Genomic DNA, 26104 nt, shown 5'->3' on the forward strand with positions numbered 1-26104 from the left:
GCTGGAACAACACCCACAACTCATCCGGCACCAGCCGCTCAACAATCCCCACCACAGCCGACAGCTTACCCAATTCGCCAAATGAGATGGCTTCTAAGGTGCTCCTTGGCCACGCCGTAGGGGAACAGGCGAACACAGGGGACGGGGAGGGACGCGATGCAGCCGCTCGAAGCCGGTGACCCGCGGACCATCGGCGCGTACCGGCTGCTCGGCCGGCTGGGCGCGGGCGGGATGGGCCGGGTGTACCTCGGGCGGAGCGCGGGAGGCCGGACCGTCGCCGTCAAGGTCGTGCACCCGCAGTTCGCCGCCGACCCGGAGTTCCGCGCCCGGTTCCGCCGCGAGGTGGCGGCCGCGCGGCGGGTGGGCGGGGAGTGGACGGCGCCCGTGCTGGACGCCGACCCGGATGCGCAAGTGCCCTGGGTGGCGGCCGGTTACGTGGCGGGCCCCTCCCTGGACCGGGCGGTGGCCGCGCACGGCGCGCTGCCCGAGCCCTCGGTACGGGCCCTCGGCGAAGGGCTGGCCCGGGCCCTGGTGGCGGTGCACGCGCTGGGCCTCGTACACCGGGACGTGAAGCCGTCGAACGTGATGCTGACGTTGGAGGGGCCCGGACCGCGGCTGATCGACTTCGGGATCGCCCGGGCCACCGCCGGCACGGCGTCCCTCACCTCCACCGGGGTCTCCGTCGGCTCGCCGGGCTACATGGCGCCGGAACAGATCATCGGCGAGGGGATCACCGGCGCGGCGGACGTGTTCTCGCTCGGCGCGGTTCTGGCCTTCGCGGCGAGCGGGCGCCCGCCGTTCACCGGGGACCACTCGGCGGCGCTGCTCTACAAGGTGGTGCACGAGCCGCCGGAGCTCGACGGGGTCCCGCCCGGGGAGTTGCGCGAGCTCATCGAGGCCTGCCTGGCCAAGGCGCCCGCCGACCGCCCGGCCCCGGCGGCCGTCGCGGCGGCGCTGGACGGCGCCCTGCGCACGCCGGGCTGGCTGCCCGCGCCCCTGGTGGAGGAGGCGAGCCGGGCGGCGGTGGCGCTGCTGAACCTGGACTCCGAGGTGGAGGGCGGCGCGGTCTCGTACGGGCCCTACGGGCCGCCCGACGGCGGGGGTTCCCTCGACCACGCCGCGACCCGGACGGGCGGAGTCGGCGGCGGTGGCGCGCGCCGCGCCGCGGAACCCGCAGACGGCGGTGACGGTGACCACGGGCACGGGCACGGGCACGGTCACGGTCACGGGCAGCCCGGCCGTGGCCGCCGGGTCAGCTGCACGGTGGTCGTCACGGTGGCGGCCGTACTGGCGGCGCTGTCCGGCGGCCTGTACGGGCTGGGGCTGCTGCCCGGCGGGGGCGGGGAAGCCCACCGGCCGCCCGCCGGAAGCAAGCCGTCCGCCTCGCCGAGCCCGTCCGGCAGTCCGTCCGCAAGCCCGTCCGCGAGTCCGTCCGCCCGTACCCGCGACACGGTGCCGAAGGAGCTGATCGGCACGTGGAAGGGGGCGACCACCACCAACCTCGGGGCTCCCGGACAGTTCGAGATCACCATCAAGGGCGGCAAGACCGGCGAGGTGGTGGCCCGGGACAAGTCCGTCATCCCGCTCTTCGACACCGACTGCAGCGGCGACTGGAAGCTGGCCTCAGCCACCGACCGCTCCCTCGTCCTCGATACGGCGGGCGGCCCCAACCCCGCCCCCGGCATCTGCTCCAACGGCTCGGCCGACGAGCGCTTCACCCTCAACCCGAACGGAACCCTCCACTACAGGTCCGGCGACCGGGCGGCCGGAAACCCGGAGGGCGACCTCACCCGCAGCCCGTGACCCCGCGCCCCGGCGCCCCGGCCCTGGAGGCCGCCCGCGGACGGCCCTGGCGTAGGCTGGCTCGGTCCGGACCTTGACACACCGCCGAAAGGTGAAGCACCGGTGACCGACCAGGCCGCTCTCCAGTCTGTCCTCGACCGTGCCGCCGCAGGGGGCCGGATCACCAAGGAAGAGGCGCTCGACCTCTACCGGCACGCCCCGCTGCACGCGCTCGGCCAGGCCGCCGACGCCGCGCGCCGGCTGCGCTACGCGGGTACCGAGCACATCGCGACGTACATCATCGAGCGCAACATCAACTACACCAACGTGTGTGTCACCGCCTGCAAGTTCTGCGCCTTCTACGCGGCCCCCAAGGACACGAAGAAGGGCTGGTCCCGCGACCTCGACGACATCCTGCGCCGCTGCGCGGAGACCGTGGAACTCGGCGGCACCCAGATCATGTTCCAGGGCGGCCACCACCCGGACTACGGCGTCGAGTACTACGAGCACCACTTCTCCGCCATCAAGAAGGCGTTCCCGCAGCTGGTCATCCACTCCCTCGGCGCGTCCGAGGTCGACCACATGGCCCGGATCTCCGGGGTGAGCGCCGAAGAGGCCATCCGCCGCATCCACGCGGCCGGGCTCGACTCGTTCGCCGGCGCCGGCGCCGAGCTGCTGCCGGAGCGGCCGCGCACGGCGATCGCCCCGCTCAAGGAGTCCGGCGAGCGCTGGCTGGAGATCATGGAGATCGCCCACAAGCTGGGCGTCGAGTCCACCTCCACCATGCTGATGGGCACGGGCGAGACCAACGCCGAGCGCATCGAGCACATCGCGATGATCCGTGACACGCAGGACCGCACGGGCGGCTTCCGCGCGTTCATCCCGTACACGTACCAGCCCGAGAACAACCACCTCAAGGGCCGGACGCAGGCGACGGTCTTCGAGTACCTGCGGATGATCGCGATCGCGCGGCTCTTCCTCGACAACATCGCCCACATCCAGGGCTCCTGGCTGACCGTCGGCAAGGAGGCGGGCCAGCTGTCCCTGCACTACGGTGCGGACGACCTCGGCTCGATCATGCTGGAGGAGAACGTGGTCTCCTCGGCCGGTGCCAAGCACCGCTCGAACCGCCAGGAGATCATCGACCTGATCCGCAAGGCGGGCCGGGTCCCGGCGCAGCGCGCGACGACGTACGAGCACCTCCTCGTGCACGACGACCCGGCGAACGACCCGGTCGACGACCGAGTGGTGTCGCACATCTCCTCCACCGCCATCGCGGGCGGTACGGCGCACCCCGAGCTGAAGCTCATCTCCTCGAACTGACCGCCCGCCGGCCGCCTGCCAGCCGGCTGCCGACCGCCCACCACCGGACCGACGAACTGACCGCCCGTGCTGACGCTCCACACCGCCGAACTCCTCGTCCCCGGACCGGGCCGCGCCGCGCTGCCCGGCGGGGCGGTCCTCGTCGAGGGCGACCGGATCGCCCGCATCGGACCGTACGAGGAACTCGGCGCGGCCTTCGCGCACGCGCGGGTCCGCCGCTGGCCCGGGGTGCTGACCCCGGGGCTGCTGGTGCGCGGGGCGGACGAGCTGCTGGAGCGGACGTACTACCCGGACGACCCGTACGAGACCACGGAGCTCGGCACCGGCCCCATCAGCGGGGCCGAGGCGCTCGCCGGCCTGAAGATGACCGAGTCCCGCTGGGGCAACAGCGCCCGGCGGGCCACGCAGAAGCTGCTGGCCCGCGGGGTGGTGGCGGTGGCCGGGCGGCTGACGGTGCCGGCGGTGCGGACGGCGGTGGTGCGGTCGGGGCTGACGGTCCTGGCGCCGCTGCCGTACGGGGCTCCGCCGTCCCTGGACCCGCTGGCCGGACTCGCCGCCGCCGAGGAGGCGTTCCACGGGGTGCTGGAGGCGGACGCCCCCGCCCGGTTCGCGGTGTTCGCGGCGGCCGACGCGCGGGACCTGCTGGAGCAGGGCGCGACCAGCTGTGTGGCCACCGTCATCGGCGGCCGGCTGTTGCACCGCCGGCGCTGAGCCGGGCGCGGCGGCGCCGGGGCCGCCTGCGAGAATGGCCCGGTATCGACCGACCCGAGCCACACCGCACCCCCGAGGGGCCTACGCCAGTGACCCGCGCTTCCCTGGACAAGCAGCCGCACGAAGTCGCCTCCATGTTCGACGGTGTCGCGGCGAACTACGACCTCACCAACGACGTGCTCTCCCTCGGCCAGGCCCGGCTGTGGCGCAAGGAGGTCGCCAAGGCGGTCGCCGCGCGCCCCGGGCACAAGGTCCTCGACCTGGCCGCCGGTACGGCGACGTCCTCGCTGCCCTTCGCGGCGACCGGTGCGTACGTCGTCCCCTGCGACTTCTCCCTCGGGATGCTGCGCGAGGGCAAGAAGCGGCACGCCTGGCTGCCGCTGACCGCTGGTGACGCGACGCAGCTGCCGTTCCAGGACGACGTCTTCGACACCGTGACGATCTCCTTCGGGCTGCGCAACGTCCAGGACACCGATGCGGCGCTGCGCGAGCTGTACCGGGTGACGAAGCCGGGCGGCCAGGTGGTCATCTGCGAGTTCTCCCAGCCGACGTGGGCGCCGTTCCGCACGCTCTACACGGAGTACCTGATGCGCGCCCTGCCGCCGGTGGCCCGTGCGGTGTCCTCCAACCCCGACGCGTACGTGTACCTCGCCGAGTCGATCCGCGAGTGGCCGGACCAGCCCGCGCTCGCCGCGCTGCTGCAGAAGGCCGGCTGGTCGAAGGTGGCCTGGCGGAACCTGAGCGGCGGCATCGTGGCGCTGCACCGCGGTACCAAGGCGTAGCGGCGTACGGAGGAACGAACCCGGTGGACCCTGCACCTTTCGACTACCAGGCGGTGCTCGACCAGATCGCCCGGGACGTCGCGCCGCTGGTGGGCAGCGGCACCCCGGCCGAGTACATTCCGGCCCTCGCCTCGGTGGACCCGGCGCAGTTCGGGATGGCGCTGGTCACGATGGGCGGCAAGGTCTTCGGGGTGGGGGACTGGGAGCAGCCCTTCTCCACCCAGTCGATCACCAAGGTGTTCACGCTGGCCCTGGCGCTGGCGGCCGAGGGCGGCGACAGCCTGTGGGAGCGGGTGGGGCGGGAGCCGTCCGGCAACCCGTTCAACTCCCTCGTGCAACTGGAGTACGAGAACGGCATCCCGCGCAACCCGTTCATCAACGCCGGCGCCCTGGTCGTCACCGACCGGCTCCAGACGCTGACGGGCGACGCGAGCAGCGAACTGCTGAAGTTCCTGCGCGAGGAGAGCGGCAACCCGGACGTCGCCTTCGACGCCGAGGTGGCGGCCTCCGAGCACGAGCACGGCGACCGCAACGCGGCGCTGGCCCACTTCATGGCTTCGTACGGGAACATCGACAACCCCGTACCGACGCTGCTGGACCACTACTTCTGGCAGTGCTCCATCGAGATGAGCTGCGCCGACCTGGCCCGCGCCGGGCGGCTCCTGGCCCGGCACGGGCTGCGTGCGGACGGCTCGCGGCTGCTGACGCGCAGCGGGGCGAAGCAGATCAACGCGGTGATGCTGACCTGCGGGACGTACGACGCGGCGGGCGAGTTCGCCTACCGCGTCGGCCTGCCCGGCAAGAGCGGTGTCGGCGGGGGCATCGTCGCGGTCGTGCCCGGCCGGTGTTCCCTGGCGGTGTGGAGCCCGGGGCTGGACGCGCACGGCAACTCGGTGGCGGGGGTGGCGGCCCTCGACCGGTTCACCACCCTGACCGGCATGTCCGTCTTCTGACGCGGCCTTCACGCCGCCCGGCGCCGGGGGCCCGGCAGCTCAACCGGCCCGGGGGCCGGAAGGGGCCGCCCGCCTCCTCTCACTCCGCCCCGAGCGTCAGCTCGTAGCGGAGCCGCCGACGGGCTCGGTCCGGGACGTCGAAGGTCCCGGCCAGGGTCATGCCCAGGCGCTCCGCCACCGCCACGGACCGCGCGTTGTCCTCGTCGATCACCGCCACCACCCGCGGCAGGCCCACCTCCCGGAGCCGGTCCACGGTGGCCAGCGCGGCGGCGTAGGCGTACCCCTGGCCCCAGTGGGCGCGGCCCAGCCGCCAGCCGATCTCCGTCTCGCCGACCGGTCCCCACGGCTTCGTCTCGGGCCACGGCTGCGCCCCGGTGAAGCCGATCACCGCGCCGTCCGCGTCCAGCAGGGTCCACAGGCAGTAGCCGAGCCGGGCGTCGTGCATGCGCTGGCGGGCCGTGAACTCCTCGTACAGCGACAGCTCGGCGGGGCCGCCCAGGTACTCCATGACCTCCGGGTCGTCGAAGACGCCGTGCCAGCCGCGCGCGTCCTCGTCGGTCGGCACGCGCAGCCGTACGACGGGAAGTGGCCGGGTGGGCGAGGTGGTCGAGCCAGTCAACGGAGTAGCCCTTCTGATCGCGGTCTTTCCTGCTGCATAGACTGCACGTGTCCTGTGCCGTTGGGCACCCTTTATCGAGCCTTCGGGAGACCCCGCAGTGACCGAGGCAGTGACCGAGCCCCTCTCCGAACACTCCGCTGATGTGATCGTCGTCGGGGCCGGGCCCGCCGGCTCCACCACCGCCTACTACCTCGCCAAGGCGGGACTGGACGTCCTGCTGCTGGAGAAGACGGCCTTCCCGCGCGAGAAGGTGTGCGGCGACGGGCTGACCCCGCGCGCCACCAAGCAGCTGGTCTCCATGGGCATCGACATCTCCGAAGAGGCCGGCTGGCTGCGCAACAAGGGCCTGCGGATCATCGGCGGCGGGCAGCGGCTCCAGCTGGACTGGCCGGAACTCGCCTCCTTCCCGGACTACGGACTCGTCCGCAAGCGCGACGACTTCGACGAGACCCTGGCCCGGCAGGCACAGAAGGCGGGCGCGCGGCTGTACGAGCGCTGCAACGTCGGCGAGCCCGTCCGGGACCCGCGCACCGGCCACATCACCGGTGTGCAGGCGAAGCTGGGCGAGGAGAAGACGCCGGTCACCTTCAAGGCGCCGCTGGTCGTCGCGGCCGACGGCAACTCCTCGCGGCTGTCGCTGGCGATGGGCCTGCACCGGCGCGAGGACCGCCCGATGGGCGTGGCGGTGCGTACCTACTTCACCTCGCCGCGGCACGACGACGACTACCTGGAGTCCTGGCTGGAGCTGTGGGACCGGCGCGGCACGCAGGACCGGCTGCTGCCCGGCTACGGCTGGATCTTCGGCATGGGCGACGGCACGTCCAACGTGGGCCTCGGCATCCTCAACTCGTCCTCCGCGTTCAAGGAGCTGGACTGGCGCGAGGTCCTCAAGGCCTGGTGCGCGTCCATGCCGGAGGACTGGGGGTACACCCCGGAGAACATGACGCAGCCGATCCGCGGCGCGGCCCTGCCGATGGCCTTCAACCGGCAGCCGCACTACACCAAGGGCCTGCTGCTGGTCGGTGACGCGGGCGGGCTCGTCAACCCGTTCAACGGCGAGGGCATCGCCTATGCGATGGAGTCGGGCCAGATCGCGGCGGAGGTCATCGTCCAGGCCCACGCCCGCGCCACCCCGGCGCAGCGCGAGCTGGCCCTGCACAGCTACCCGAAGGTGCTCAAGGAGACGTACGGCGGCTACTACACGCTGGGCCGCGCGTTCGTGAAGCTGATCGGCAACCCGAAGGTGATGAAGGTCGCCGCGCAGCGCGGTCTGAGCCACCCGGTGCTGATGAGGTTCACCCTCAAGATGCTGGCCAACCTGACCGACCCGACGGGCGGCGACGCGATGGACCGCATCATCAACGGCCTCTCGAAGGTGGCTCCGAAGGCCTAGTCCGCGGAACCGGCGGGCCGGGCCGGAGGGTTTCCGGGGCGGCCCGCTTCGCGGTGGGCGAGGGCGGGGAGGTCCTCGTACGGGCTCGCGTGCACCGTGCGGACGCAGCGGGCCAGCAGGACCAGGGCCCACAGCAGCAGTACCCCGGAGGCCGTCCAGTCGAGGCCGAGCGTCACGGGGTGGCCCGGCTTCGCCCAGGGGCGGGTGGTGGTCAGCAACCAGCCGCCGAGGGCGAGGAGGGCGAGCCCGCCTGCGGCGGGGAGGGCGGTGGGATCGCCGCCGGGGCCGTGGCGTTCGTACGGCTCGGTGATCACGGACCACACCTCCTGGGGCGAATCGGGCGCTGCACCCCCCGCTATCTTCGCAGGGCTTCGGCCGGTTCGACACGGGCCGCCCGCCAGGCGGGATAGAGCCCGGCCAGCAGTCCGGTGACCAGCCCGGCGACCGGGGCGGCGACGACCGTGGCCGGGTGGATCACCGGGGTCCAGTCGCGGGCCAGCGAGACGGCGACCACGGTCAGTTCACCCGACGAGGTGCCCACCAGGCCGCCGAGTCCCCCGAGGGCGGCGGACTCGGTGAGGAACTGGGCCGAGACGTGCCGGCCCCGGGCGCCGAGCGCGCGGCGCAGCCCGATCTCCGCGGTCCGCTCCAGGACCGCGACGAGCGTGGTGTTGGCGATCCCGACGGCGCCGATGACCAGGCAGATCCCGGCGAGCAGCAGGAACAGCGTGCTCAGGTCCGAGGTGACGCCCGAGCGCAGCATCCGCGGGTCCGGGGGCGGTACGGCCTTCAGGTACTCGGGGTGGTCGGGGCGCAGCGCGAGCGGGGCCAGGCCGGCGACTTGGCGGGCGGCGCCGAGTTCGGTGGCGATGAGCATGCTCGCGCCGCCGGGTGCGGGCGGCCCCCACAGCTCCTCGGCGGTGGTCCGGGGCACGAGGACGGACAGCAGGTTCTCCGGCTTGCGCTCGACATCGGCGACGATGCCCGCCACGGTGAAGGGCTCCTGCCCGATGTAGAGCGCGGGGCGGGTGGCCAGGGTGGTGATCCCCAGGCGCTCGGCGACGCCACGGCCGATCAGCACCACGCGCTGGTGGCTCCGCTCGGCGAACTCGTCGTAGAGGCGCCCCTCCTGGAGGGTGGGCACCAGGGCGGCGACGGCCCCCGGCGATGCGGCGACGACGGGCACGGCGGCACCCGGACCGCCGGCGCCGGCGCCGGAAGGGAGGGCGCCGATGGCGGTGGCCGAGTCCAGCCGTACGGTCCACAGCAGCCCGGCACTGCGGATTCCCGCGACCTCGCGCAGCCGGTGCTCGGCGTCGGCGGGGAAGCCGGATCCGGCGAACTCGTCCTGCCGGGCGGCGACGTCCTCGACGGTCACCTCGGTGGCGGTGAGGACGTTGAACCGGCCGTCGATCTGCGAGGAGATGGTGGCGGTGAGTCCGAGGACGGCCACGAAACTGCCGACGCCGAGCACTGTCCCGAGCGCGGTGAGCACCGCCCGGCCGGGGCGGCGCAGCATGCCGGCGACGGCTTCGGACAGGGCGTCCCGGACGGCCAGCCGGGTCGGTTCGACGTGGGCTGTGGCTCGGGTGCCCGTGCGCTTCCCTCTCACGAGGTCACCCGCTCGCGCAGTGCACCGTCGCGTACGGTGACCGTCCGGCGGCCCCGGGCGGCCACCTCGCCGTCGTGGGTGATCACCATGACGGTCATCCCCGCCGTGTGCAGTTCGTCCAGCAGGGAGAGTACGGAGGCGGCGTTGACCGAGTCCAGATTGCCGGTCGGCTCGTCGCACAGCAGCAGCGAGGGCCGCCCGACGAGGGCGCGGGCGATCGCCACCCGCTGGCGCTCACCGCCGGACAGCCGGCCCGGCAGCGCGTCGGCCCGCTGCCCCAGGCCCACCTGCCGCAGGGCCTCTCGGGCCCGGGTGAGGCGCTCCGCACGGGGGACGGAGGTGTAGAGCATGGCCAGGGTGACGTTCTCCAGGGCGCTGCGGTGGGGCAGCAGGTGGAACGCCTGGAAGACGAAGCCGATGCGGCGTCCGCGCAGGGCGGTACGGGCACGGTCGGGCAGTCGGCCGGTATCGATCCCGTCGAGGAGGTAGCGGCCGGAGGTGGGGGTGTCGAGGAGTCCCGCGACGTTGAGGAAGGTGGACTTCCCCGACCCGGAGGGGCCGACGATGGTGAGGAACTCGCCGCGCCGCACGGTCAGGTCGCAGGACTTGAGGGCCTCCACGGGCGGCGGCCCGGGGTAGGTGAGCGCGACCTCGCGGAACTCGATGACGGGGGTGTCGGCGGAAGGCGTGTCGTGGCCGGGGCGGCGGGCGAACGGGAACCTCACCTGACGTTCTCCTCCCGGCCCTTGGGGGCGGCGCCGATGACGACCCTGGTTCCGGCGGCGAGGGCGTCGGCCCGCACCGGAGTCACGGCAACGTAGCCGTCGCCGCTGGTACCCGCCCGGACCTCGATACGGCGCTGCGTGCCGTCGGCGGCCACGGCGGTGACGACCGTACGGCCGTCCGCGCCGCCGGAGACGGCGGTGACGGGGACCACGAGGGCCGCCCCGTCGGTCGAGGCGGACTCGATGGTCAGCCGCACGTCCTGCCCGGTGAGACCGGCGGGCAGCGGCTGGTCGGCGCGGACCACCATCCGGTAGCCGAGGTCGCCGCCGCTGTTCTTGCCGCCGACTCCTCCCTGTGCGCCGCCCTGGCCGCCCGGATCCGGCTGCCGTCCCGCCGGTTGGCCCGTCGACCGCTCCGTGGCGACCAGCACCACCCTGCCCCGGACATCGGTGCCGGTGGTCTCGGAGGAGATCACCACGGCCATTCCGGCGCGCAGTAGCTGCTTCCTGTCGTCCTTGAGGTAGGTCTCGACGACGAGTTCCCCGGCAGAGAGCGTGAGCACCGGTCCGGACACCGGCGAGCCGATTCGGGCGCCGACGGCGCTGACGCGGGCCGGGAAGGTACTCAGGAACACGGTCTCGGCGGCGGGCAGCATCGGCCCGTCCGCCGCTTCGGCCGCGGCCAGCCCGGCGCGCGCGTCGGTGAGGGCCTGGCGGGCGCGCGCGAGGGCCCGGCCGGTGTCGCCACCCGCGCCGGGAGCCGGGGTTGCGGAGCGATCCGCTTTGCCGCCCGCTCCCGCGACCGGATCCCGGGCGTCCTCCAGGGCCCACTCGGCGGACCGTACGGCCTCCCGCGCGGCCTTGAGCCCTTCGCCGCGGTCGGCCACGGCGGGCAGCGGGTCGTAGCCGATCGCCCGGTAGCGGGCGGCGAGCGCGGCCTTCGTGCCCGCGCCGAAGACTCCCTTCGGGTCGGAGCCGGTGCCGTGCCCGAGGTCGCGCAGCGCCTGCTGCAACTGGGCGACGTCGTCGCCGGTGGCGCCCGGCTTGAGGTCGCGGTAGACGGGCAGGGCCCCCTTGAGGGCGAACACGGGCCGTCCGGACACCTCGGTCAGCAGTTGCCCGGCGGTGACCGCGTCCCCGGCCCGGAGCGGCAGTTTCGTCACGACGGGCGCTCCGGCGCCCTCGCCGGAGCGGGGCTGGGGGGTCACGTCGACGCTCTGGCCGGCAACGACGGCCCCCCGCACCACCACGGTCTGGGCCAGCACCCGCCGCTCGACCTCCGCGGTCAGCGGCCCCTGCGCGGGCGGCCCGGTCTCCGCGGCCACCTGCGCAGGGGACTTCACCAGCACGGTGGCCAGCAGCCCCCCGACCGCCATCAGCGCCGCCCCGCCGATGACCCCGAGCACGACCCGCCGCCCCCGCCCGATCCCGCCGGAGCCCGGTACGTCCTGTTCGGCCGGGGCCGCGCCGCCCCGGTCGTCTGCGATCACGTCCCACACGGCTTCCCCCCGCGCGCTCACCCGCCGAGCACGCCGTCGCCGCCGGAGCCCTTGGGGCGCCTGCACTTGCCGACCGCGTCGGAGTACTTGGTCCGCAGCTCGGCCGCCTGTTCCGGGCTCACTGCCCGGTCGTCGTACGTACCCGTCACCGGATCCGGGTCCGGGTACCAGGAGACGCCCTCGGCGCGCAGGCACCTGGCCTCCTCCCGCGCGGCGGCAAGGGTTTCGGCGCTGACGGGCGGGGCCGGAACCCTGGGCGGGACCTTGTCCTCGCAGGCCTTCTCGGCGGCCGGGAGGTTGTCGTGCGGCTTGGCCTTGTCCACGCGCGGTGCACCGGAGTCGGTGCGGACGATCTGCACGCCGTGGTCCTTGAGGCAGTCGTAGTACGCGACCTCCTCTTTGGTGGGCGGGGGGCTGTCGCTCGCCGAGGGTTCTTTTCCACTGGAACAGGCGCTGAGCGCGAGAGCCAGGGTGAGGACTATGACGGGCACGTGCTTGCGCATGAAGGGCGCTTCCCTCGGGATGGGGACGTGGAAGAAGGCGCTGCAGACAGAAATGACATGCGAACGCGATTCGTGATCATAGGGAGGGTTCCGGCAATGAACAAGGCCCGTCCGAAAAGAGGGAGATGACTGTCCGTCGGCTGGAATTCGGCTTGTGTCCGAGAGCTGCCTGCACTTAACTCTCGCTGGCCACAAGACCGTTTCCGATCGAGTGTTGTCTCTTCCTACGGTGAGGAATGTACGAATGACTGAATACCGGAGAGTACTGCGTTTCGCGGCCGCACCCGCCGTGATTGCGGGCGCCCTGCTGGTCGCGACGGCCTCGCCCGCCTCGGCGTGGGTGCACGACGGATACCTGGAGCAGTTCGAGTTCGGGCTGTACTGGGACGCGGGCAGCCGGGGATGTGTCTTCGACAGCAACAACGACGATCCCAGCCTCACCAATGACTACTTCACCGGCCCGTCGGGCTGTGGTGGCCGCGGTAAGAACGTGAACGACAACACGTACTCCTACAAAAACCTGGACATCAACGGATTCCACGTCTACACGGACATCAACTACAGCGGAATTGTGGGTTCCATTCCGGCCGGTTACACCGGCGACGCGTCCGCGAACTTCAAGAACTCGATCAGCTCCCTCAGCTGGTACTGAGCGGCTGGTTTCCGGAGGAATGGCTGATGTCTCCCGCCACGCGCCGCACAGCGCAAGCCGCCGCTGCGCTGACGGCAGTGATCGCACTTCTGGGAGGATGTGCGGACGACGGTGGGGCCAGGGGAAAGGACGGCGGCGAACCCGCTTTGGGTCCGGTCGCCGCGAACCCCGCCACCTCTTCGATCTCCCTTCCGCTGGACGCCTACACCGACTCGGCCGCGGAGACCGGCCGGATGGACGGCGTGCAGGACCGGCTGACCGCACAGTGCATGGCCCGGTACGGATTCGCGTACCAGGCATCGCCGAGGCCGACGGCAGCCGGAGCTGAGGCGGGGGCGGCGGATCAGGACCGGCACCGGAGCCTGTTCGGCGTGACGGATCCGGCGCAGGCGGCAGCCCACGGCTATGACGGCGCCTCGGGAGCAGTACGCCCGGCGAAGCCGGATCCGCCGCAGCTCAGCGAGAGCGGATCCGCCGTGTTCTTCGGAACCAGGCCGGGCGAGAAGGCTCCGGCCGGCCCGGACCCGAAGACCCAGGAGGAGGCCGACCACGCGGACAGCGGGGTCACGGTCGGCGGGCAGCGGGTCCCTGCGGGCGGCTGCCTGCGCGAGGGGTACCGCAAGCTGTACGCACCGACGAGGGACAGCGTCGACCTGCTCTTCGCCTTCGGGCTGGCCTCCGAGGCGCACACCCGGTCGCAGAAGGACACCCGGGTGGTCGCCGCGCTCAAGGGCTGGTCCGACTGCATGGGGAAGGCCGGCTACGGCGCAGTCGCGACGCCGTACGAGGTGATCGGCAAACTGGGCCTGGAGAGCGACCCGGCGGGGCCCAGGGCGGTCGCGGTCGCCAACGCGGACGTCGCCTGCAAGCGCCAGGTGAATCTCGTCGGGATCTGGGCCGCGGTCGAGAAGGCCTATCAGGAGCGGCTCGCCGAGGAGCACGCCGAGACGCTCGCGCTGTACAAGCGGCAGCGCGACGCCCGCTTCAAGCTCGCGGCCTCGCTCGTCTGACGTCCCCTCGGCGGGAGTTCGGACGAAAGCGGACAACGTATGCGAAAGGGCCGGTACTCCACCCCCGAGCGGGGGAGTACCGGCCCTTCCGTACGACGCGGGGCGCCGCGGAGGGCCCGCGGAGGCCGCTGAGGGCGGCTCAGGAGGCCTGCGGGGTCCCTCGGGGCCCGCGTCAGAGCACGCGGACGGCGCCGGTCGGCATGTCGTAGCTCAGGCTGCGCTCGACGATGCCCGTGCTCGGGTTCTGCGCGCCGATGAACTTGCCGCCGCCGACGTACAGGGCGACGTGGTACGCGTCGCCGCGCGGGCCCCAGTACAGGATGTCGCCCGGCTGGAGGTTGCTCAGCGACACCGAGGTGCCCTCGGCGGACTGGTCCTGGGACATGCGCGGCAGGGAGATGCCGGCCTGGCGGTAGGCGGCCTGCACGAGGCCGGAGCAGTCGTACGAGGACGGGCCGGTGCCGCCCATGACGTACGCCTTGCCGACCTGCTTGCGGGCGAAGTTGAGGATGGCGGAGGCGGATCCGGTGGCCGGTGCGGTGACCGTGCCCTCGCCGTCGTCGGCGGAGGTGCCGGCGGACGCGGAGGCGGTCTGCAGGGTCGAGCGGGAGGAGCTGCGGGTGGCGCGCTCGGCCTCGGCCTTGCGGTCCGCCTCCTCCTTCGCCGTCTTCTCGGCCTTCTGCTGGGCCTCTTCCTTGGCCTGCTTGGCCTCGGCGGCGGCGCCGCTGCGGGCGCTCTCCTCCTGGGCGTTCAGCTCGCCGGTGACGGCCGCTTCGACGGCCGCGACCCGGGTGGTCTCTGCTGCGGTGGTGACCGCGGAGGCGACGTCGGCGGTCAGGTCCAGGCTCAGGACCGGCATTTCGAGCGTCGTCTCGGCCACGGGCTCGGCGGACGGGGACGCGCTCGCGGTGCCGGCCATGGCGAGGGTGCTGAGGACGCCACCGGCAACTCCGGCGCGGACCGCGAGCTTCGAGGCGCTGCGGCGGGGCTTCCGGTGGCTGGGTATGTGAGCGGTGTGGGACATGGGACAACCGCTATCAGGGCGCAGCGGTTGGCTTCAAGAAACGTGGTGTGCGCCACAGTTGCCCGAGAAGCGGCTTAACCGGGCGCGTCGCGCGGCATATTGACGCCGTAACGGGCGAATCGGACACGCCCTCACAAGCCTGTGATCATGGGGTTTCTCTAATAAGTCCGAATTGAACCGCGCCTACCATCCCGCCCGACAGATGGCCAAGCCCTCTTTCGGCGGGGCGGATTCCGAGTGGCGCAGGTCACAGTTGCCTACCGCTGTGCGGGCGCTGTGGCCGGTCCGTGACCGAGCCGTGAGGTTCCCGTGGGGTTCGTGAACGGATGCACACCCGCCGGGTTCCGGTGATCTTCCCCCGTTTCGCCCGGTGTCCGCTCGTGCACCCCGCGTGTACACCTCGCCGCCGCCCTCGACTGCCCCTCGCGTCCACTCCGGTCCGCGGCGCCTCCCCCGGGTGGGCGACGCGGATTCCTTTATCACCGGGTCCGCTCAGTGGCCAATTTGCCTGCAATGGCCATCATTTGATAATGCAACCCGGCCCCGACCTGCGGTAACAGGGGCGGATGTCACCTTTGGTAGTCATCTGGATGCCTTGCGTATGAAGATCACCGCTCATCGGACTTCATGATCGTTCGTCGGGTGGTGGAGATCACAAACTCGTTGTTGCATCCCGTGTCGCAGATCACAGATCAGCAGGCATAAGATGCGCAGCAGTCCGGCTTGTGAACTGCCTCACATGAGCAAGATCTTCGCGAGGCGGGGCTCTTGGCGCCGGCACAGCGGTCCAACGGTCAAGGACGACTGGAAGGAGCGAGGAGCGTGAATGCGTACGCACCCATCCTCGTGCTCGGCGCCCTCGGCGCAGGGTTTGCGATCTTCTCCGTGGTCATGGCCACGCTGATCGGCCCAAAACGGTACAACCGGGCGAAGCTCGAAGCGTACGAGTGCGGCATCGAGCCCACTCCGATGCCGGCCGGCGGCGGCCGCTTCCCGATCAAGTACTACCTGACGGCGATGCTCTTCATCGTCTTCGACATCGAGATCGTCTTCCTCTACCCCTGGGCCGTCACCTTCGACTCCCTGGGGATCTTCGGGCTCGTCGAGATGCTGCTCTTCGTGCTCACCGTCTTCGTCGCCTACGCCTACGTCTGGCGCCGCGGCGGCCTGGAATGGGACTGAGGGGCTGAATTTTCCATGGGACTGGAAGAGAAGCTGCCGAGCGGCTTCCTGCTGACCACCGTCGAACAGGCCGCGGGCTGGGTGCGCAAGTCATCCGTCTTCCCGGCCACCTTCGGCCTGGCCTGCTGCGCCATCGAGATGATGACCACCGGAGCGGGCCGCTACGACCTCGCCCGCTTCGGCATGGAGGTCTTCCGCGGCTCCCCGCGCCAGGCCGACCTGATGATCGTGGCCGGCCGGGTCAGCCAGAAGATGGCGCCGGTGCTGCGGCAGGTGTACGACCAGATGCCCGCCCCGAAGTGGGTCATCTCCATGGGCGTCTGCGCCTCCTCGGGCGGCATGTTCAACAACTACGCGATCGTCCAGGGCGTCGACCACATCGTGCCCGTGGACATCTACCTGCCCGGCTGCCCGCCGCGCCCCGAGATGCTGATGGACGCGATCCTCAAGCTCCACCAGAAGATCCAGGGCTCGAAGCTCGGCGTGAACCGGGAAGAGGCGGCGCGCGAGGCGGAGGAGGCGGCCCTCAAGGCCCTCCCCACCATCGAGATGAAGGGGCTCCTGCGGTGAGCGACGACCCCGCCGTGGACAACGGCAACAACGTTCCCGCCCCCCGGGGCTCGGCCGGCCCCGAGGCGATCGGCGTCCGCAAGGGCATGTTCGGCGCGAACAACGGCGGCGACACCACCGGCTACGGCGGCCTGGTGCGCACCGTCGCGCTGCCCGGGGCGGCGAGCCGCCCCTACGGTTCGTACTTCGACGAGGTCGCCGACGAACTCGAAGGCGCCCTGGAGGAACAGGACCTGGTCCCCGAGAACGCCATCGAGAAGACGGTGGTCGACCGGGGCGAGCTGACCTTCCACATCGCCCGCGAGCACCTCGTCCGGGTGGCCGCCACCCTGCGCGACGACCCGGCGCTGCGCTTCGAGCTGTGCACCGGGGTCTCCGGCGTGCACTTCCCGCACGACAAGGGACGCGAGCTGCACGCCGTCTACCACCTGCGGTCGATCACCCACGGCCGGGTCCTGCGGCTGGAGGTCTCGGTCCCGGAGAGCGACCCGCACGTCCCGTCGCTCGTCTCCGTCTACCCGACCAACGACTGGCACGAGCGCGAGACGTACGACTTCTTCGGCCTGGTCTTCGACGGGCACCCCGCCCTCACGCGGATCATGATGCCGGACGACTGGCAGGGGTTCCCGCAGCGCAAGGACTACCCGCTCGGCGGCATCCCCGTCGAGTACAAGGGCGCCCAGATCCCGGCTCCCGACCAGCGGAGGTCGTACAGCTGATGAACACGCCGAACGCATCGCAGCACGCGTCCGCCCGCGAGACCACCGAGGGCACCGTCTACACCGTCACCGGCGGCGACTGGGACGAGGTCGTCCAGTCGGCGGCCCGCGCGGACGACGAGCGGATCGTCGTCAACATGGGCCCGCAGCACCCGTCGACCCACGGCGTGCTCCGGCTGATCCTGGAGATCGACGGCGAGACGGTCACCGAGGCCCGCTGCGGCATCGGGTACCTGCACACCGGCATCGAGAAGAACCTCGAATTCCGGAACTGGACGCAGGGCACCACCTTCGTTACGCGCATGGACTACCTGACGCCGTTCTTCAACGAGACGGCGTACTGCCTGGGCGTCGAGAAGCTGCTCGGCATCACCGACCAGGTCCCGGACCGCGCCACCGTCATCCGCGTCCTGCTGATGGAACTCAACCGGCTCTCCTCCCACCTGGTGTGCATCGCCACCGGCGGCATGGAGCTGGGCGCGACCACGATCATGATCTACGGCTTCCGCGACCGCGAGCTGATCCTCGACATCTTCGAGCTGATCACCGGCCTGCGCATGAACCACGCGTTCATCCGCCCCGGCGGCCTCGCCCAGGACCTGCCCCCCGGCGCCGTCGACCAGCTGCGCGACTTCGTGAAGACGATGAGGAAGAACCTGCCGGAGTACGACAAGCTCGCCACCGGCAACCCCATCTTCAAGGCCCGCATGCAGGACGTCGGCTACCTCGACCTGACCGGCTGCATGGCCCTGGGCGCCACCGGCCCGATCCTGCGCTCGGCCGGCCTGCCCCACGACCTGCGCAAGTCGGACCCGTACTGCGGCTACGAGGACTACGAGTTCGACGTGCCGACCGCCGAGAGCTGCGACTCCTACGGGCGGTTCCTGATCCGCCTGGAGGAGATGCGCCAGTCGCTGCGGATCGTCGAGCAGTGCCTGGAGCGGCTGGAGCCGGGCCCGGTGATGGTCGCCGACAAGAAGATCGCCTGGCCGGCCCAGCTCGCGATGGGCCCCGACGGCCTCGGCAACTCGCTCGACCACATCCGCACCATCATGGGCACCTCGATGGAGGCCCTCATCCACCACTTCAAGCTGGTGACCGAGGGCTTCCGCGTCCCCGCCGGGCAGGCGTACGCGGCCGTCGAGTCGCCCAAGGGCGAACTCGGCGTGCACGTCGTCTCCGACGGCGGGACCCGCCCCTACCGGGTCCACTTCCGCGACCCGTCCTTCACCAACCTCCAGGCCATGGCGGCGATGTGCGAGGGCGGCCAGGTCGCCGACGTCATCGTCGCCGTCGCCTCCATCGACCCCGTGATGGGAGGCGTCGACCGATGACAGACGTGTCGTTGGGCATGCCCCAGCTCCCGGCCCCCGACTACCCGGCGGAGGTCCGCGAGAGGCTGGCGGCCGACGCCGCCCGGATCATCGCCCGCTACCCCGACAGCCGCTCCGCGCTGCTTCCGCTGCTGCACCTGGTGCAGTCGGAGGAGGGCCACGTCACGCGCACCGGCATGCGGTTCTGCGCCGAGACGCTGGGCCTGACCACCGCCGAGGTGACGGCCGTCGCCACCTTCTACACGATGTACCGGCGCAAGCCGTCCGGCGACTACCAGGTGGGCGTCTGTACGAACACCCTGTGCGCGGTGATGGGCGGCGACGCCATCTTCGACGAGCTCAAGGAGCACCTGGGCGTCGGGAACGACGAGACCACCCCCGACGGCAAGGTCACCCTCGAACACATCGAGTGCAACGCTGCCTGCGACTACGCGCCCGTGGTGATGGTCAACTGGGAGTTCTTCGACAACCAGACCCCCGAGTCCGCGAAGGCGCTGGTGGACGACCTGCTGGCCGGCCGGCAGGTCGTGCCGACGCGGGGCGCGCCGCTGTGCACGTACAAGGAGACCGCCCGGATCCTGGCCGGGTTCCCGGACGAGCGCGAAGGCGCGGTGGAGGCGGGCGGCGGCGCCGGCCCCGCCTCGCTGATCGGCCTGCGCATCGCCCGCGGCGAATCCCCGCACACCCCGATCGTGCACCCGCGCGGCGAAGCGACCACCGAGGGAGGGGAGTGATGTCCGTGTCTTTCGAACTGAGCAACGGCGGCGGCTCCCGGCCGGAGTCCGGGGGAGGCACCAGCCCCGAGAAGCTCCTCGCGCCCGTCCTGTCGGCGTTCTGGGACGAGCCCGAATCATGGACGCTGGAGACCTACCGGCGCCACGAGGGGTACGAGGGCCTGCGCAAGGCGCTCGCGATGACGCCGGACGACCTCATCGCGTACGTGAAGGACTCCGGTCTGCGCGGACGCGGCGGCGCTGGCTTCCCCACCGGAATGAAGTGGCAGTTCATCCCGCAGGGCGACGGAAAGCCGCACTACCTCGTCGTGAACGCGGACGAGTCGGAACCGGGAACCTGCAAGGACATCCCCCTTCTCTTCGCCAATCCGCACTCCCTCATCGAGGGAATGGTCATCGCCTGCTACGCGATCCGGTCGGAGCACGCCTTCATCTACCTGCGCGGCGAGGTCGTACCGGTGCTGCGGCGCCTGCACGAGGCGGTGCGCGAGGCGTACGAGGCCGGTTACCTCGGGGAGAACATCCTCGGGAGCGGGCTGAAGCTCGACATCACGGTGCACGCGGGGGCGGGCGCGTACATCTGCGGTGAGGAGACGGCGCTGCTCGACTCCCTCGAAGGCCGGCGCGGTCAGCCCCGGCTGCGTCCCCCCTTCCCCGCTGTGGAGGGCCTCTACGCGTGCCCCACTGTCGTCAATAACGTCGAGTCCATCGCCTCGGTTCCCGCGATCCTGAACAAGGGCAAGGACTGGTTCAAGGCGATGGGCACCGAGAAGTCCCCCGGCTTCACGCTGTACTCGCTCTCCGGGCACGTCGCCGGCCCCGGCCAGTACGAGGCCCCGCTCGGCATCACCCTGCGCCAGCTCCTCGACATGAGCGGCGGGATGCGCCCCGGGCACCGGCTGAAGTTCTGGACCCCGGGCGGCTCCTCCACCCCGATGTTCACCGACGAACACCTCGACGTCCCGCTCGACTACGAGGGCGTCGGCGCGGCCGGCTCGATGCTCGGCACCAAGGCGCTCCAGTGCTTCGACGAGACCACCTGCGTGGTCCGCGCGGTGACCCGGTGGACCGAGTTCTACGCCCACGAGTCCTGCGGCAAGTGCACGCCCTGCCGCGAAGGCACGTACTGGCTCGTGCAGCTGCTGCGCGACATCGAGGCCGGCAAGGGCGTGATGAGCGACCTCGACAAGCTGAACGACATCGCCGACAACATCAACGGCAAGTCGTTCTGCGCCCTCGGCGACGGCGCCGCCAGCCCGATCTTCTCCTCGCTCAAGTACTTCCGCGAGGAGTACGAGCAGCACATCACGGGCAAGGGCTGCCCCTTCGACCCCAAGAAGTCGACCCTCTGGGCTGACACGGAGGTGAACGCATGACCGTCACCACTAACGCCCCGGCGGGCGGCGGCGGGGCGGCGGTTCCGCCCGAGGACCTGATCTCGCTGACCATCGACGGCATCGAACTGTCCGTCCCCAAGGGGACGCTGGTCATCCGGGCCGCCGAACAGCTCGGCATCGAGATCCCCCGGTTCTGCGACCACCCGCTCCTCGACCCCGTCGGCGCCTGCCGCCAGTGCATCGTGGAGGTGGAGGGCCAGCGCAAGCCGATGGCCTCCTGCACCATCACCTGCACCGACGGCATGGTCGTCAAGACGCAGCTGACGTCGCCGGTCGCCGACAAGTCCCAGCGCGGGGTGATGGAGCTGCTGCTCATCAACCACCCGCTGGACTGCCCGGTCTGCGACAAGGGCGGCGAGTGCCCGCTGCAGAACCAGGCCCTCTCGCACGGAAACGCCGAATCGCGTTTCGAGGGCAAGAAGCGGACGTACGAGAAGCCGGTCGCGATCTCCACCCAGGTACTGCTGGACCGCGAGCGGTGCGTGCTGTGCGCGCGCTGCACCCGCTTCTCCACCCAGGTGGCGGGCGACCCGATGATCGAGCTGCTGGAGCGCGGCGCCCTCCAGCAGGTCGGCACCGGCGAGGGCGACCCGTTCGAGTCGTACTTCTCCGGCAACACCATCCAGATCTGCCCGGTCGGCGCGCTGACCTCGGCCGAGTACCGGTTCCGCGCCCGCCCCTTCGACCTCGTCTCCTCCCCGAGCGTGTGCGAGCACTGCGCGGGCGGCTGCGCGACCCGGACCGACCACCGGCGCGGGAAGGTGCTGCGCCGCCTCGCCGCCGAGGACCCCGAGGTCAACGAGGAGTGGATCTGCGACAAGGGCCGCTTCGCGTTCCGCTACGCGCAGCGCCCGGACCGCCTGACCACCCCGCTGGTGCGCGGCTCCGACGGGGTGCTCGCCCCGGCGAGCTGGCCCGAGGCACTGGAGGCCGCCGCGAACGGGCTGGCCGCCGCGCGCGGCCGGGCCGGGGTGCTGACGGGCGGCCGGCTCACCGCCGAGGACGCCTACGCGTACGCCAAGTTCGCCCGCGTGGTGCTGGACACCAACGACATCGACTTCCGGGCACGGGTGCACAGCGCGGAGGAGGCCGAGTTCCTGGCCGCCACCGTGGCCGGCACCGGCAAGGACCTGTCGGGCGACGGGGTGACCTACGCCTCCCTGGAGGCCGCGCCCGCCGTGCTGCTGGCCGGCATCGAGTCCGAGGAGGAGGCCCCCGGGGTCTTCCTGCGGCTGCGCAAGGCCCACCGCAAGCACAAGCAGCGGACCTTCGGCCTCGCCCCGTTCGCCACCCGCGGCCTGGAGAAGACGGGCGGCACCCTGCTGGCCGCCGCCCCCGGAACCGAACCCGACTGGCTGAACGCACTGGCCTCGCGGACCGGCCTGGAGCAGGGCGGCCACGAGGCCGCCGAGGCGCTGCGCGAGCCCGGCGCCGTCATCGTCGTCGGGGAGCGCCTGGCCGGGGTGCCGGGTGCGCTGACCGCCGCCGTACGGGCGGCCGCCGCGACCGGCGCGCAGCTGGTGTGGATCCCGCGCCGGGCCGGGGAGCGGGCCGCCGTGGAGGCGGGCGCGCTGCCGTCGCTGCTGCCCGGCGCCCGCCCGGCCACCGACCCGCGGGCCCGTGAGGAGGTCGCGGCCGCCTGGGGGCTGGACGAACTCCCGCACCGCTACGGCCGCGACACCGGCCAGATCGTCGAGGCGGCCGCCGGACGCGAGCTGTCCGCGCTGCTCGTCGCGGGCGTCGAGGTCGGCGACCTGCCCGACCCGGCCCGCGCCCGGCTCGCGCTCCAGGAGGCGTTCGTGGTCTCCCTGGAGCTGCGGCCCGGTGAGGTCACCGACCACGCCGACGTGGTGTTCCCCGTCGCCGCCGTCGCCGAGAAGGCGGGCGCGTTCATCAACTGGGAGGGCCGGGTGCGGCCGTTCGAGGCGGCGCTCAAGCCCGACCAGATGACCCGCCGGCTCGCCCCCGCCGACCACCGCGTGCTGCACATGCTGGCCGACGCGGCGGACCGGCCGATCGCGCTGCCCGACGTACACGCCGTACGGCGGGAGCTCGGCCGGCTCGGCCCGTGGACCGGGGAGCGCGCCGCCGAGCAGAGCGCGGACACCGCGCCCGTGCCCCGGCCCGGCGTGGGCGAGGCGGTCCTCGCGGGCCACCGGCTGCTGCTGGACCAGGGCCGGCTGCAGGACGGCGACCCGGCCCTGGCCGGTACCCGGCACGAGGCGAGCGCCCGGCTGTCTGCGGCCACGGCCGCCGAGACGGGCGTCAAGGACGGGGACGTCCTCGCGGTCACCGGCCCGGCCGGGACCGTGGAACTGCCGCTGCGGATCACGCGGATGCCCGACCGGGTGGTCTGGCTCCCGCTGAACTCCACCGGCTCCGGCGTCCTCGCCGACAGCGGCGCCCGGCCGGGCGCCCTCGTACGCATCGGCCCGGCGCTCCCGGCCGGCGCCGGCGACAGCACAGCGGAGGTGGACGCGTGAACCCGGTACAGCTCGCCGCGGAGGACCTGTCCCTCTTCGGCAAGGACGTCTGGTGGCTCGTCGTCGTCAAGGCGGTGTTCTGCTTCGCCTTCCTGATGGTGACCGTGCTCTTCTCCATCGTCTGGGAGCGCAAGGTCGTCGCCTGGATGCAGCTGCGCATCGGGCCCAACCGGCACGGCCCCTGGGGCATGCTCCAGTCGCTCGCCGACGGCGTGAAGCTCATGCTCAAGGAAGACGTCATCGTCAAGCGGGCCGACAAGGTCGTGTACGTGCTGGCCCCGATCATCGCGGCGATCCCGGCCTTCATGGCCATCGCGGTGATCCCCTTCGGCCCCTCCGGCAACGAGGTCTCGATCTTCGGCCAGCGCACCACGATGCAGCTGACGGACCTGCCCATCGCGATGCTGTACGTGCTCGCGGTGGCCTCCGTCGGGATCTACGGCATCGTCCTCGCCGGCTGGTCCTCGGGCTCCACGTACCCGCTGCTCGGCGGCTTGCGCTCCTGCGCGCAGATGATCTCGTACGAGATCGCGATGGGAGCGGCGTTCGCCTCGGTGTTCCTCTACTCCGGGTCGATGTCGACCTCGAAGATCGTGGAGGCGCAGGCGGACCGCTGGTACATCGTCCTGCTGCCGGTCTCCTTCATCATCTACGTGATCACGATGGTCGGGGAGACGAACCGCGCCCCCTTCGACATGCCGGAGTCCGAGGGCGACCTGGTCGGCGGCTTCAACACCGAGTACTCCTCCATCAAGTTCGCGCTGTTCATGCTGGCGGAGTACGTCAACATGGTCACCGTCTCGGCGGTCTCGGTCACCCTCTTCCTCGGCGGCTGGCGGGCCCCCGCGCCGATCTCGACCTACTGGGAGGGCGCGAACCACGGCTGGTGGCCGATGCTCTGGTTCGTCATCAAGGTCCAGTTGCTGCTGTTCTTCTTCATCTGGCTGCGCGGCACGCTGCCGCGGGTGCGCTACGACCAGCTGATGAAGCTCGGCTGGAAGGTCCTCATCCCCGTCTCCGTGGTCTGGCTGATGCTGGTCGCCACCGTCCGGGCGCTGCGCAACGAGAACTACGAGTACCAGCAGATCGTGCTCTACGTCGGCGGCGCGGTCATCGCGGTCCTGCTCCTGTCGTTCGTCGCGGACCTCTTCCGCACCAAGCGCGAGGCCCGGGACGGCGCCGGCGAGGGCGCGGCGGACGAGCCGTTCGACCCGATGGCGGGCGGATTCCCCGTACCCCCCAAGCCCGGCCAGCGGCCGGCCCCCGTACCGCGCAGGCGGCCGCGCGGGCAACGGGAGCTGATTGTCAGTGGCGGGGCGAATACTGACAGTGACCGAGAGGAGGGTGGTGAGAATGTCTGACGCCGAGAACGAGAAGTGGCAGAACCCGGTGGCCGGCTTCGGCGTGACCTTCAAGGCCATGTTCAAGAAGCGCCTCACCGAGCAGTACCCGGAGCAGCACAAGACCACCGCGCCCCGCTTCCACGGGCGGCACCAGCTCAACCGCCATCCCGACGGTCTGGAGAAGTGCATCGGGTGCGAGCTGTGTGCCTGGGCCTGTCCGGCCGACGCGATCTACGTGGAGGGCGCGGACAACGCCGAGGAGGAGCGCTACTCCCCGGGTGAGCGGTACGGCGCGGTCTACCAGATCAACTACGCCCGCTGCATCCTGTGCGGGCTGTGCGTCGAGGCGTGCCCCACCCGGGCGCTGACGATGACGAACGAGTTCGAACTGGCCGACTCCAGCCGCGAATCGCTGATCTACACCAAGGAACAGCTGCTGGTGGGCCTGACCGAGGGCATGGTCGAGGCGCCCCACGAGATGTACCCGGGCACCGACGACCAGGACTACTACCGCGGTCTGGTGACGGGCGCGGCTCCGGGGACGGCCCGGCAGGTCGCGCGCTCCAAGGGCGAGGCCGCCGAGGGCGCGGCCCCCGAGGGCGCCGGTCAGGACGCGGCGGCACCCGAGGGGGTGCAGGCATGAGCGCGCTCGCCGCGGCCTCGGCCACCTCCACGGGTGAGGCCGTCCAGTTCTGGGTCCTCGGCACGGTCGCCGTCATCGGCGCGCTGTGCACGATCATGATGAAGAAGGCCGTGCACAGCGCGCTGTGCCTGGCCGGGACGATGATCATCCTGGCGGTCTTCTACCTCGCCAACGGGGCGTACTTCCTGGGTGTCGTCCAGGTGATCGTCTACACCGGCGCGATCATGATGCTGTTCCTCTTCGTGGTCATGCTCGTCGGCGTCACCGCGGCGGACTCGCTCACCGAAACCCTCAAGGGGCAGCGCTGGCTGGCCGCCCTGTGCGGGCTCGGCTTCGGGATCCTGCTGATCGCCGGCATCGCCAACGCCAAGCTCACCCACTTCAACGGCCTGGGCCGGGTCAACTCCGCCGGGCACGTCGAAGGACTCGCCGAACTGATCTTCACCCGGTACATCTTCGCCTTCGAGATCACCGGCGCCCTGCTGATCACCGCGGCCGTCGGCGCGATGGTGCTGACCCACCGCGAGCGCACCGAGCGGGCCGCCACCCAGCGCGAACTCGCCGAGCGGCGCGTGCGCGAGGGCGTCCAGCTCCCGCCGCTGCCCGCCCCCGGCGTGTACGCCCGGCACAACGCGGTGGACATCGCCGGCCTGCTGCCGGACGGCACCCCGTCCGAGCTCACCGTCAACAAGACGCTGCGGGCCCGCGGCCAGATCCGTGACGTGTCGGACGAGGCGCTGAACGACCTGAAGGCGCTGGAGCAGAAGTCGGCGGAGCGCCTCGGCCGAGAGGAGGCCTCGAAGTGAACCCGGTCAACTACCTGTACCTGTCCGCCCTGCTGTTCACCATCGGAGCGGCCGGCGTACTCATCCGCAAGAACGCGATCGTGCTGTTCATGTGCGTGGAGCTGATGCTCAACGCCTGCAACCTCGCCTTCGTCACCTTCTCCCGGATGCACGGCAACCTCGACGGTCAGATCATCGCGTTCTTCACGATGGTCGTCGCCGCCGCGGAGGTCGTGGTGGGCCTCGCGATCATCGTGTCGCTGTTCCGTACCCGCCACTCGGCCTCGGTCGACGACGCCAGCCTGATGAAGCTGTAAGGGGCCTTC

At 71.5% G+C, this 26104-nt stretch carries 26 protein-coding genes; 19 read left to right on the top strand and 7 right to left on the bottom strand.

The annotated features are described in order from the left end of the window. Nucleotides 1-156 precede the first annotated feature (156 nt). From ACZ4M3_RS04455 to ACZ4M3_RS04475, 5 genes are all read left to right on the top strand, one after another. The gene (locus tag ACZ4M3_RS04455) at nt 157-1803 is read left to right on the top strand and encodes a serine/threonine-protein kinase (protein ID WP_467730156.1); all 1647 of its coding nucleotides are present in this window, start codon (nt 157-159) and stop codon (nt 1801-1803) included. Nucleotides 1804-1905: 102 nt separating this feature from the next. Further along, nucleotides 1906-3105, top strand: a complete 1200-nt coding sequence (gene mqnC, locus ACZ4M3_RS04460) for a cyclic dehypoxanthinyl futalosine synthase (RefSeq protein WP_467730158.1) — start codon at nt 1906-1908, stop codon at nt 3103-3105. 66 nt (nt 3106-3171) lie between these two features. After that, entirely contained in the window at nt 3172-3816 is a 645-nt protein-coding gene (locus ACZ4M3_RS04465; protein WP_467730160.1) for an imidazolonepropionase-like domain-containing protein, read from the top strand. A gap of 89 nt (nt 3817-3905) precedes the next feature. Beyond that, complete coding sequence (locus ACZ4M3_RS04470; RefSeq protein WP_467730165.1) at nt 3906-4598, top strand: demethylmenaquinone methyltransferase; 693 nt, start codon at nt 3906-3908, stop codon at nt 4596-4598. A gap of 53 nt (nt 4599-4651) precedes the next feature. Next, on the top strand, nt 4652-5551 hold the full coding sequence (locus ACZ4M3_RS04475; protein ID WP_467730793.1) for a glutaminase: 900 nt from the start codon (nt 4652-4654) through the stop codon (nt 5549-5551). Between the two features lie 79 nt (nt 5552-5630). On the opposite strand, the gene ACZ4M3_RS04480 is transcribed toward ACZ4M3_RS04475, so the two are convergent. Beyond that, complete coding sequence (locus ACZ4M3_RS04480) at nt 5631-6170, bottom strand: GNAT family N-acetyltransferase (protein ID WP_467730167.1); 540 nt, start codon at nt 6168-6170, stop codon at nt 5631-5633. Between the two features lie 109 nt (nt 6171-6279). Between ACZ4M3_RS04480 and ACZ4M3_RS04485 the strand changes: the two genes are divergently transcribed. Next, nucleotides 6280-7563 carry a geranylgeranyl reductase family protein gene (locus tag ACZ4M3_RS04485; RefSeq protein WP_467730794.1) on the top strand — a complete coding sequence of 428 codons (1284 nt, stop codon included), beginning with the start codon at nt 6280-6282 and terminating at the stop codon, nt 7561-7563. Here the strand turns inward: ACZ4M3_RS04485 and ACZ4M3_RS04490 are convergent. From ACZ4M3_RS04490 to ACZ4M3_RS04510, 5 genes are read right to left on the bottom strand one after another with little or no spacing between them, the layout of a single operon-like run. Beyond that, the gene (locus ACZ4M3_RS04490) at nt 7560-7877 is read right to left on the bottom strand and encodes a hypothetical protein (RefSeq protein ID WP_467730168.1); all 318 of its coding nucleotides are present in this window, start codon (nt 7875-7877) and stop codon (nt 7560-7562) included. The two genes, ACZ4M3_RS04485 and ACZ4M3_RS04490, sit on opposite strands and share 4 nt — an antisense overlap. A gap of 41 nt (nt 7878-7918) precedes the next feature. Then, on the bottom strand, nt 7919-9175 hold the full coding sequence (locus ACZ4M3_RS04495; protein ID WP_467730170.1) for an ABC transporter permease: 1257 nt from the start codon (nt 9173-9175) through the stop codon (nt 7919-7921). Continuing rightward, nucleotides 9172-9900, bottom strand: a complete 729-nt coding sequence (locus tag ACZ4M3_RS04500; RefSeq protein ID WP_467730172.1) for an ABC transporter ATP-binding protein — start codon at nt 9898-9900, stop codon at nt 9172-9174. Before ACZ4M3_RS04500 ends, ACZ4M3_RS04495 begins: the two co-directional genes overlap by 4 nt. After that, nucleotides 9897-11390: a peptidoglycan-binding protein gene (locus ACZ4M3_RS04505; RefSeq protein ID WP_467730174.1), complete on the bottom strand. Its 1494-nt coding sequence runs from the start codon at nt 11388-11390 to the stop codon at nt 9897-9899. Before ACZ4M3_RS04505 ends, ACZ4M3_RS04500 begins: the two co-directional genes overlap by 4 nt. A gap of 26 nt (nt 11391-11416) precedes the next feature. Further along, nucleotides 11417-11902 carry a hypothetical protein gene (locus tag ACZ4M3_RS04510; RefSeq protein WP_467730176.1) on the bottom strand — a complete coding sequence of 162 codons (486 nt, stop codon included), beginning with the start codon at nt 11900-11902 and terminating at the stop codon, nt 11417-11419. 244 nt (nt 11903-12146) lie between these two features. Between ACZ4M3_RS04510 and ACZ4M3_RS04515 the strand changes: the two genes are divergently transcribed. Both ACZ4M3_RS04515 and ACZ4M3_RS04520 read left to right on the top strand, forming a co-directional pair. Beyond that, nucleotides 12147-12554 (top strand): peptidase inhibitor family I36 protein, encoded by a 408-nt coding sequence (locus ACZ4M3_RS04515; protein WP_467730178.1) that lies wholly within the window; start codon nt 12147-12149, stop codon nt 12552-12554. Between the two features lie 77 nt (nt 12555-12631). Beyond that, on the top strand, nt 12632-13564 hold the full coding sequence (locus ACZ4M3_RS04520) for a hypothetical protein (protein ID WP_467730180.1): 933 nt from the start codon (nt 12632-12634) through the stop codon (nt 13562-13564). Nucleotides 13565-13736: 172 nt separating this feature from the next. Here the strand turns inward: ACZ4M3_RS04520 and ACZ4M3_RS04525 are convergent, their stop codons facing one another. Further along, nucleotides 13737-14588: a C40 family peptidase gene (locus tag ACZ4M3_RS04525; protein ID WP_467730182.1), complete on the bottom strand. Its 852-nt coding sequence runs from the start codon at nt 14586-14588 to the stop codon at nt 13737-13739. An 822-nt stretch (nt 14589-15410) separates the two neighbouring features. Here ACZ4M3_RS04525 and ACZ4M3_RS04530 point away from each other — a divergent pair. From ACZ4M3_RS04530 to nuoK, 11 genes are read left to right on the top strand one after another with little or no spacing between them, the layout of a single operon-like run. Continuing rightward, nucleotides 15411-15770: an NADH-quinone oxidoreductase subunit A gene (locus tag ACZ4M3_RS04530; protein ID WP_190182942.1), complete on the top strand. Its 360-nt coding sequence runs from the start codon at nt 15411-15413 to the stop codon at nt 15768-15770. Between the two features lie 15 nt (nt 15771-15785). Continuing rightward, the gene (locus ACZ4M3_RS04535; RefSeq protein ID WP_007265818.1) at nt 15786-16340 is read left to right on the top strand and encodes a NuoB/complex I 20 kDa subunit family protein; all 555 of its coding nucleotides are present in this window, start codon (nt 15786-15788) and stop codon (nt 16338-16340) included. Further along, nucleotides 16337-17059: an NADH-quinone oxidoreductase subunit C gene (locus ACZ4M3_RS04540; RefSeq protein WP_467730184.1), complete on the top strand. Its 723-nt coding sequence runs from the start codon at nt 16337-16339 to the stop codon at nt 17057-17059. The genes ACZ4M3_RS04535 and ACZ4M3_RS04540 overlap by 4 nt, the downstream gene beginning before the upstream one ends. Further along, nucleotides 17059-18393 carry an NADH-quinone oxidoreductase subunit D gene (locus ACZ4M3_RS04545; RefSeq protein ID WP_467730186.1) on the top strand — a complete coding sequence of 445 codons (1335 nt, stop codon included), beginning with the start codon at nt 17059-17061 and terminating at the stop codon, nt 18391-18393. The genes ACZ4M3_RS04540 and ACZ4M3_RS04545 overlap by 1 nt, the downstream gene beginning before the upstream one ends. Beyond that, nucleotides 18390-19127, top strand: a complete 738-nt coding sequence (gene nuoE / locus ACZ4M3_RS04550) for an NADH-quinone oxidoreductase subunit NuoE (protein ID WP_467730188.1) — start codon at nt 18390-18392, stop codon at nt 19125-19127. The genes ACZ4M3_RS04545 and nuoE overlap by 4 nt, the downstream gene beginning before the upstream one ends. Further along, entirely contained in the window at nt 19127-20503 is a 1377-nt protein-coding gene (nuoF, locus tag ACZ4M3_RS04555) for an NADH-quinone oxidoreductase subunit NuoF (RefSeq protein ID WP_467730190.1), read from the top strand. The genes nuoE and nuoF overlap by 1 nt, the downstream gene beginning before the upstream one ends. Further along, nucleotides 20500-23007, top strand: coding sequence for an NADH-quinone oxidoreductase subunit G (locus tag ACZ4M3_RS04560; protein ID WP_467730192.1), 2508 nt, complete (start codon nt 20500-20502; stop codon nt 23005-23007). The genes nuoF and ACZ4M3_RS04560 overlap by 4 nt, the downstream gene beginning before the upstream one ends. After that, nucleotides 23004-24368 carry an NADH-quinone oxidoreductase subunit NuoH gene (gene nuoH / locus ACZ4M3_RS04565; RefSeq protein WP_467730194.1) on the top strand — a complete coding sequence of 455 codons (1365 nt, stop codon included), beginning with the start codon at nt 23004-23006 and terminating at the stop codon, nt 24366-24368. The genes ACZ4M3_RS04560 and nuoH overlap by 4 nt, the downstream gene beginning before the upstream one ends. Next, complete coding sequence (gene nuoI, locus ACZ4M3_RS04570) at nt 24361-24993, top strand: NADH-quinone oxidoreductase subunit NuoI (RefSeq protein ID WP_467730196.1); 633 nt, start codon at nt 24361-24363, stop codon at nt 24991-24993. The genes nuoH and nuoI overlap by 8 nt, the downstream gene beginning before the upstream one ends. Continuing rightward, nucleotides 24990-25799 (top strand): NADH-quinone oxidoreductase subunit J, encoded by an 810-nt coding sequence (locus ACZ4M3_RS04575; RefSeq protein WP_467730197.1) that lies wholly within the window; start codon nt 24990-24992, stop codon nt 25797-25799. Before nuoI ends, ACZ4M3_RS04575 begins: the two co-directional genes overlap by 4 nt. Continuing rightward, complete coding sequence (nuoK, locus tag ACZ4M3_RS04580; protein WP_112449176.1) at nt 25796-26095, top strand: NADH-quinone oxidoreductase subunit NuoK; 300 nt, start codon at nt 25796-25798, stop codon at nt 26093-26095. The genes ACZ4M3_RS04575 and nuoK overlap by 4 nt, the downstream gene beginning before the upstream one ends. Nucleotides 26096-26104 lie beyond the last annotated feature (9 nt).

The sequence above is a fragment of the Streptomyces sp. NPDC026522 genome (assembly GCF_055567555.1).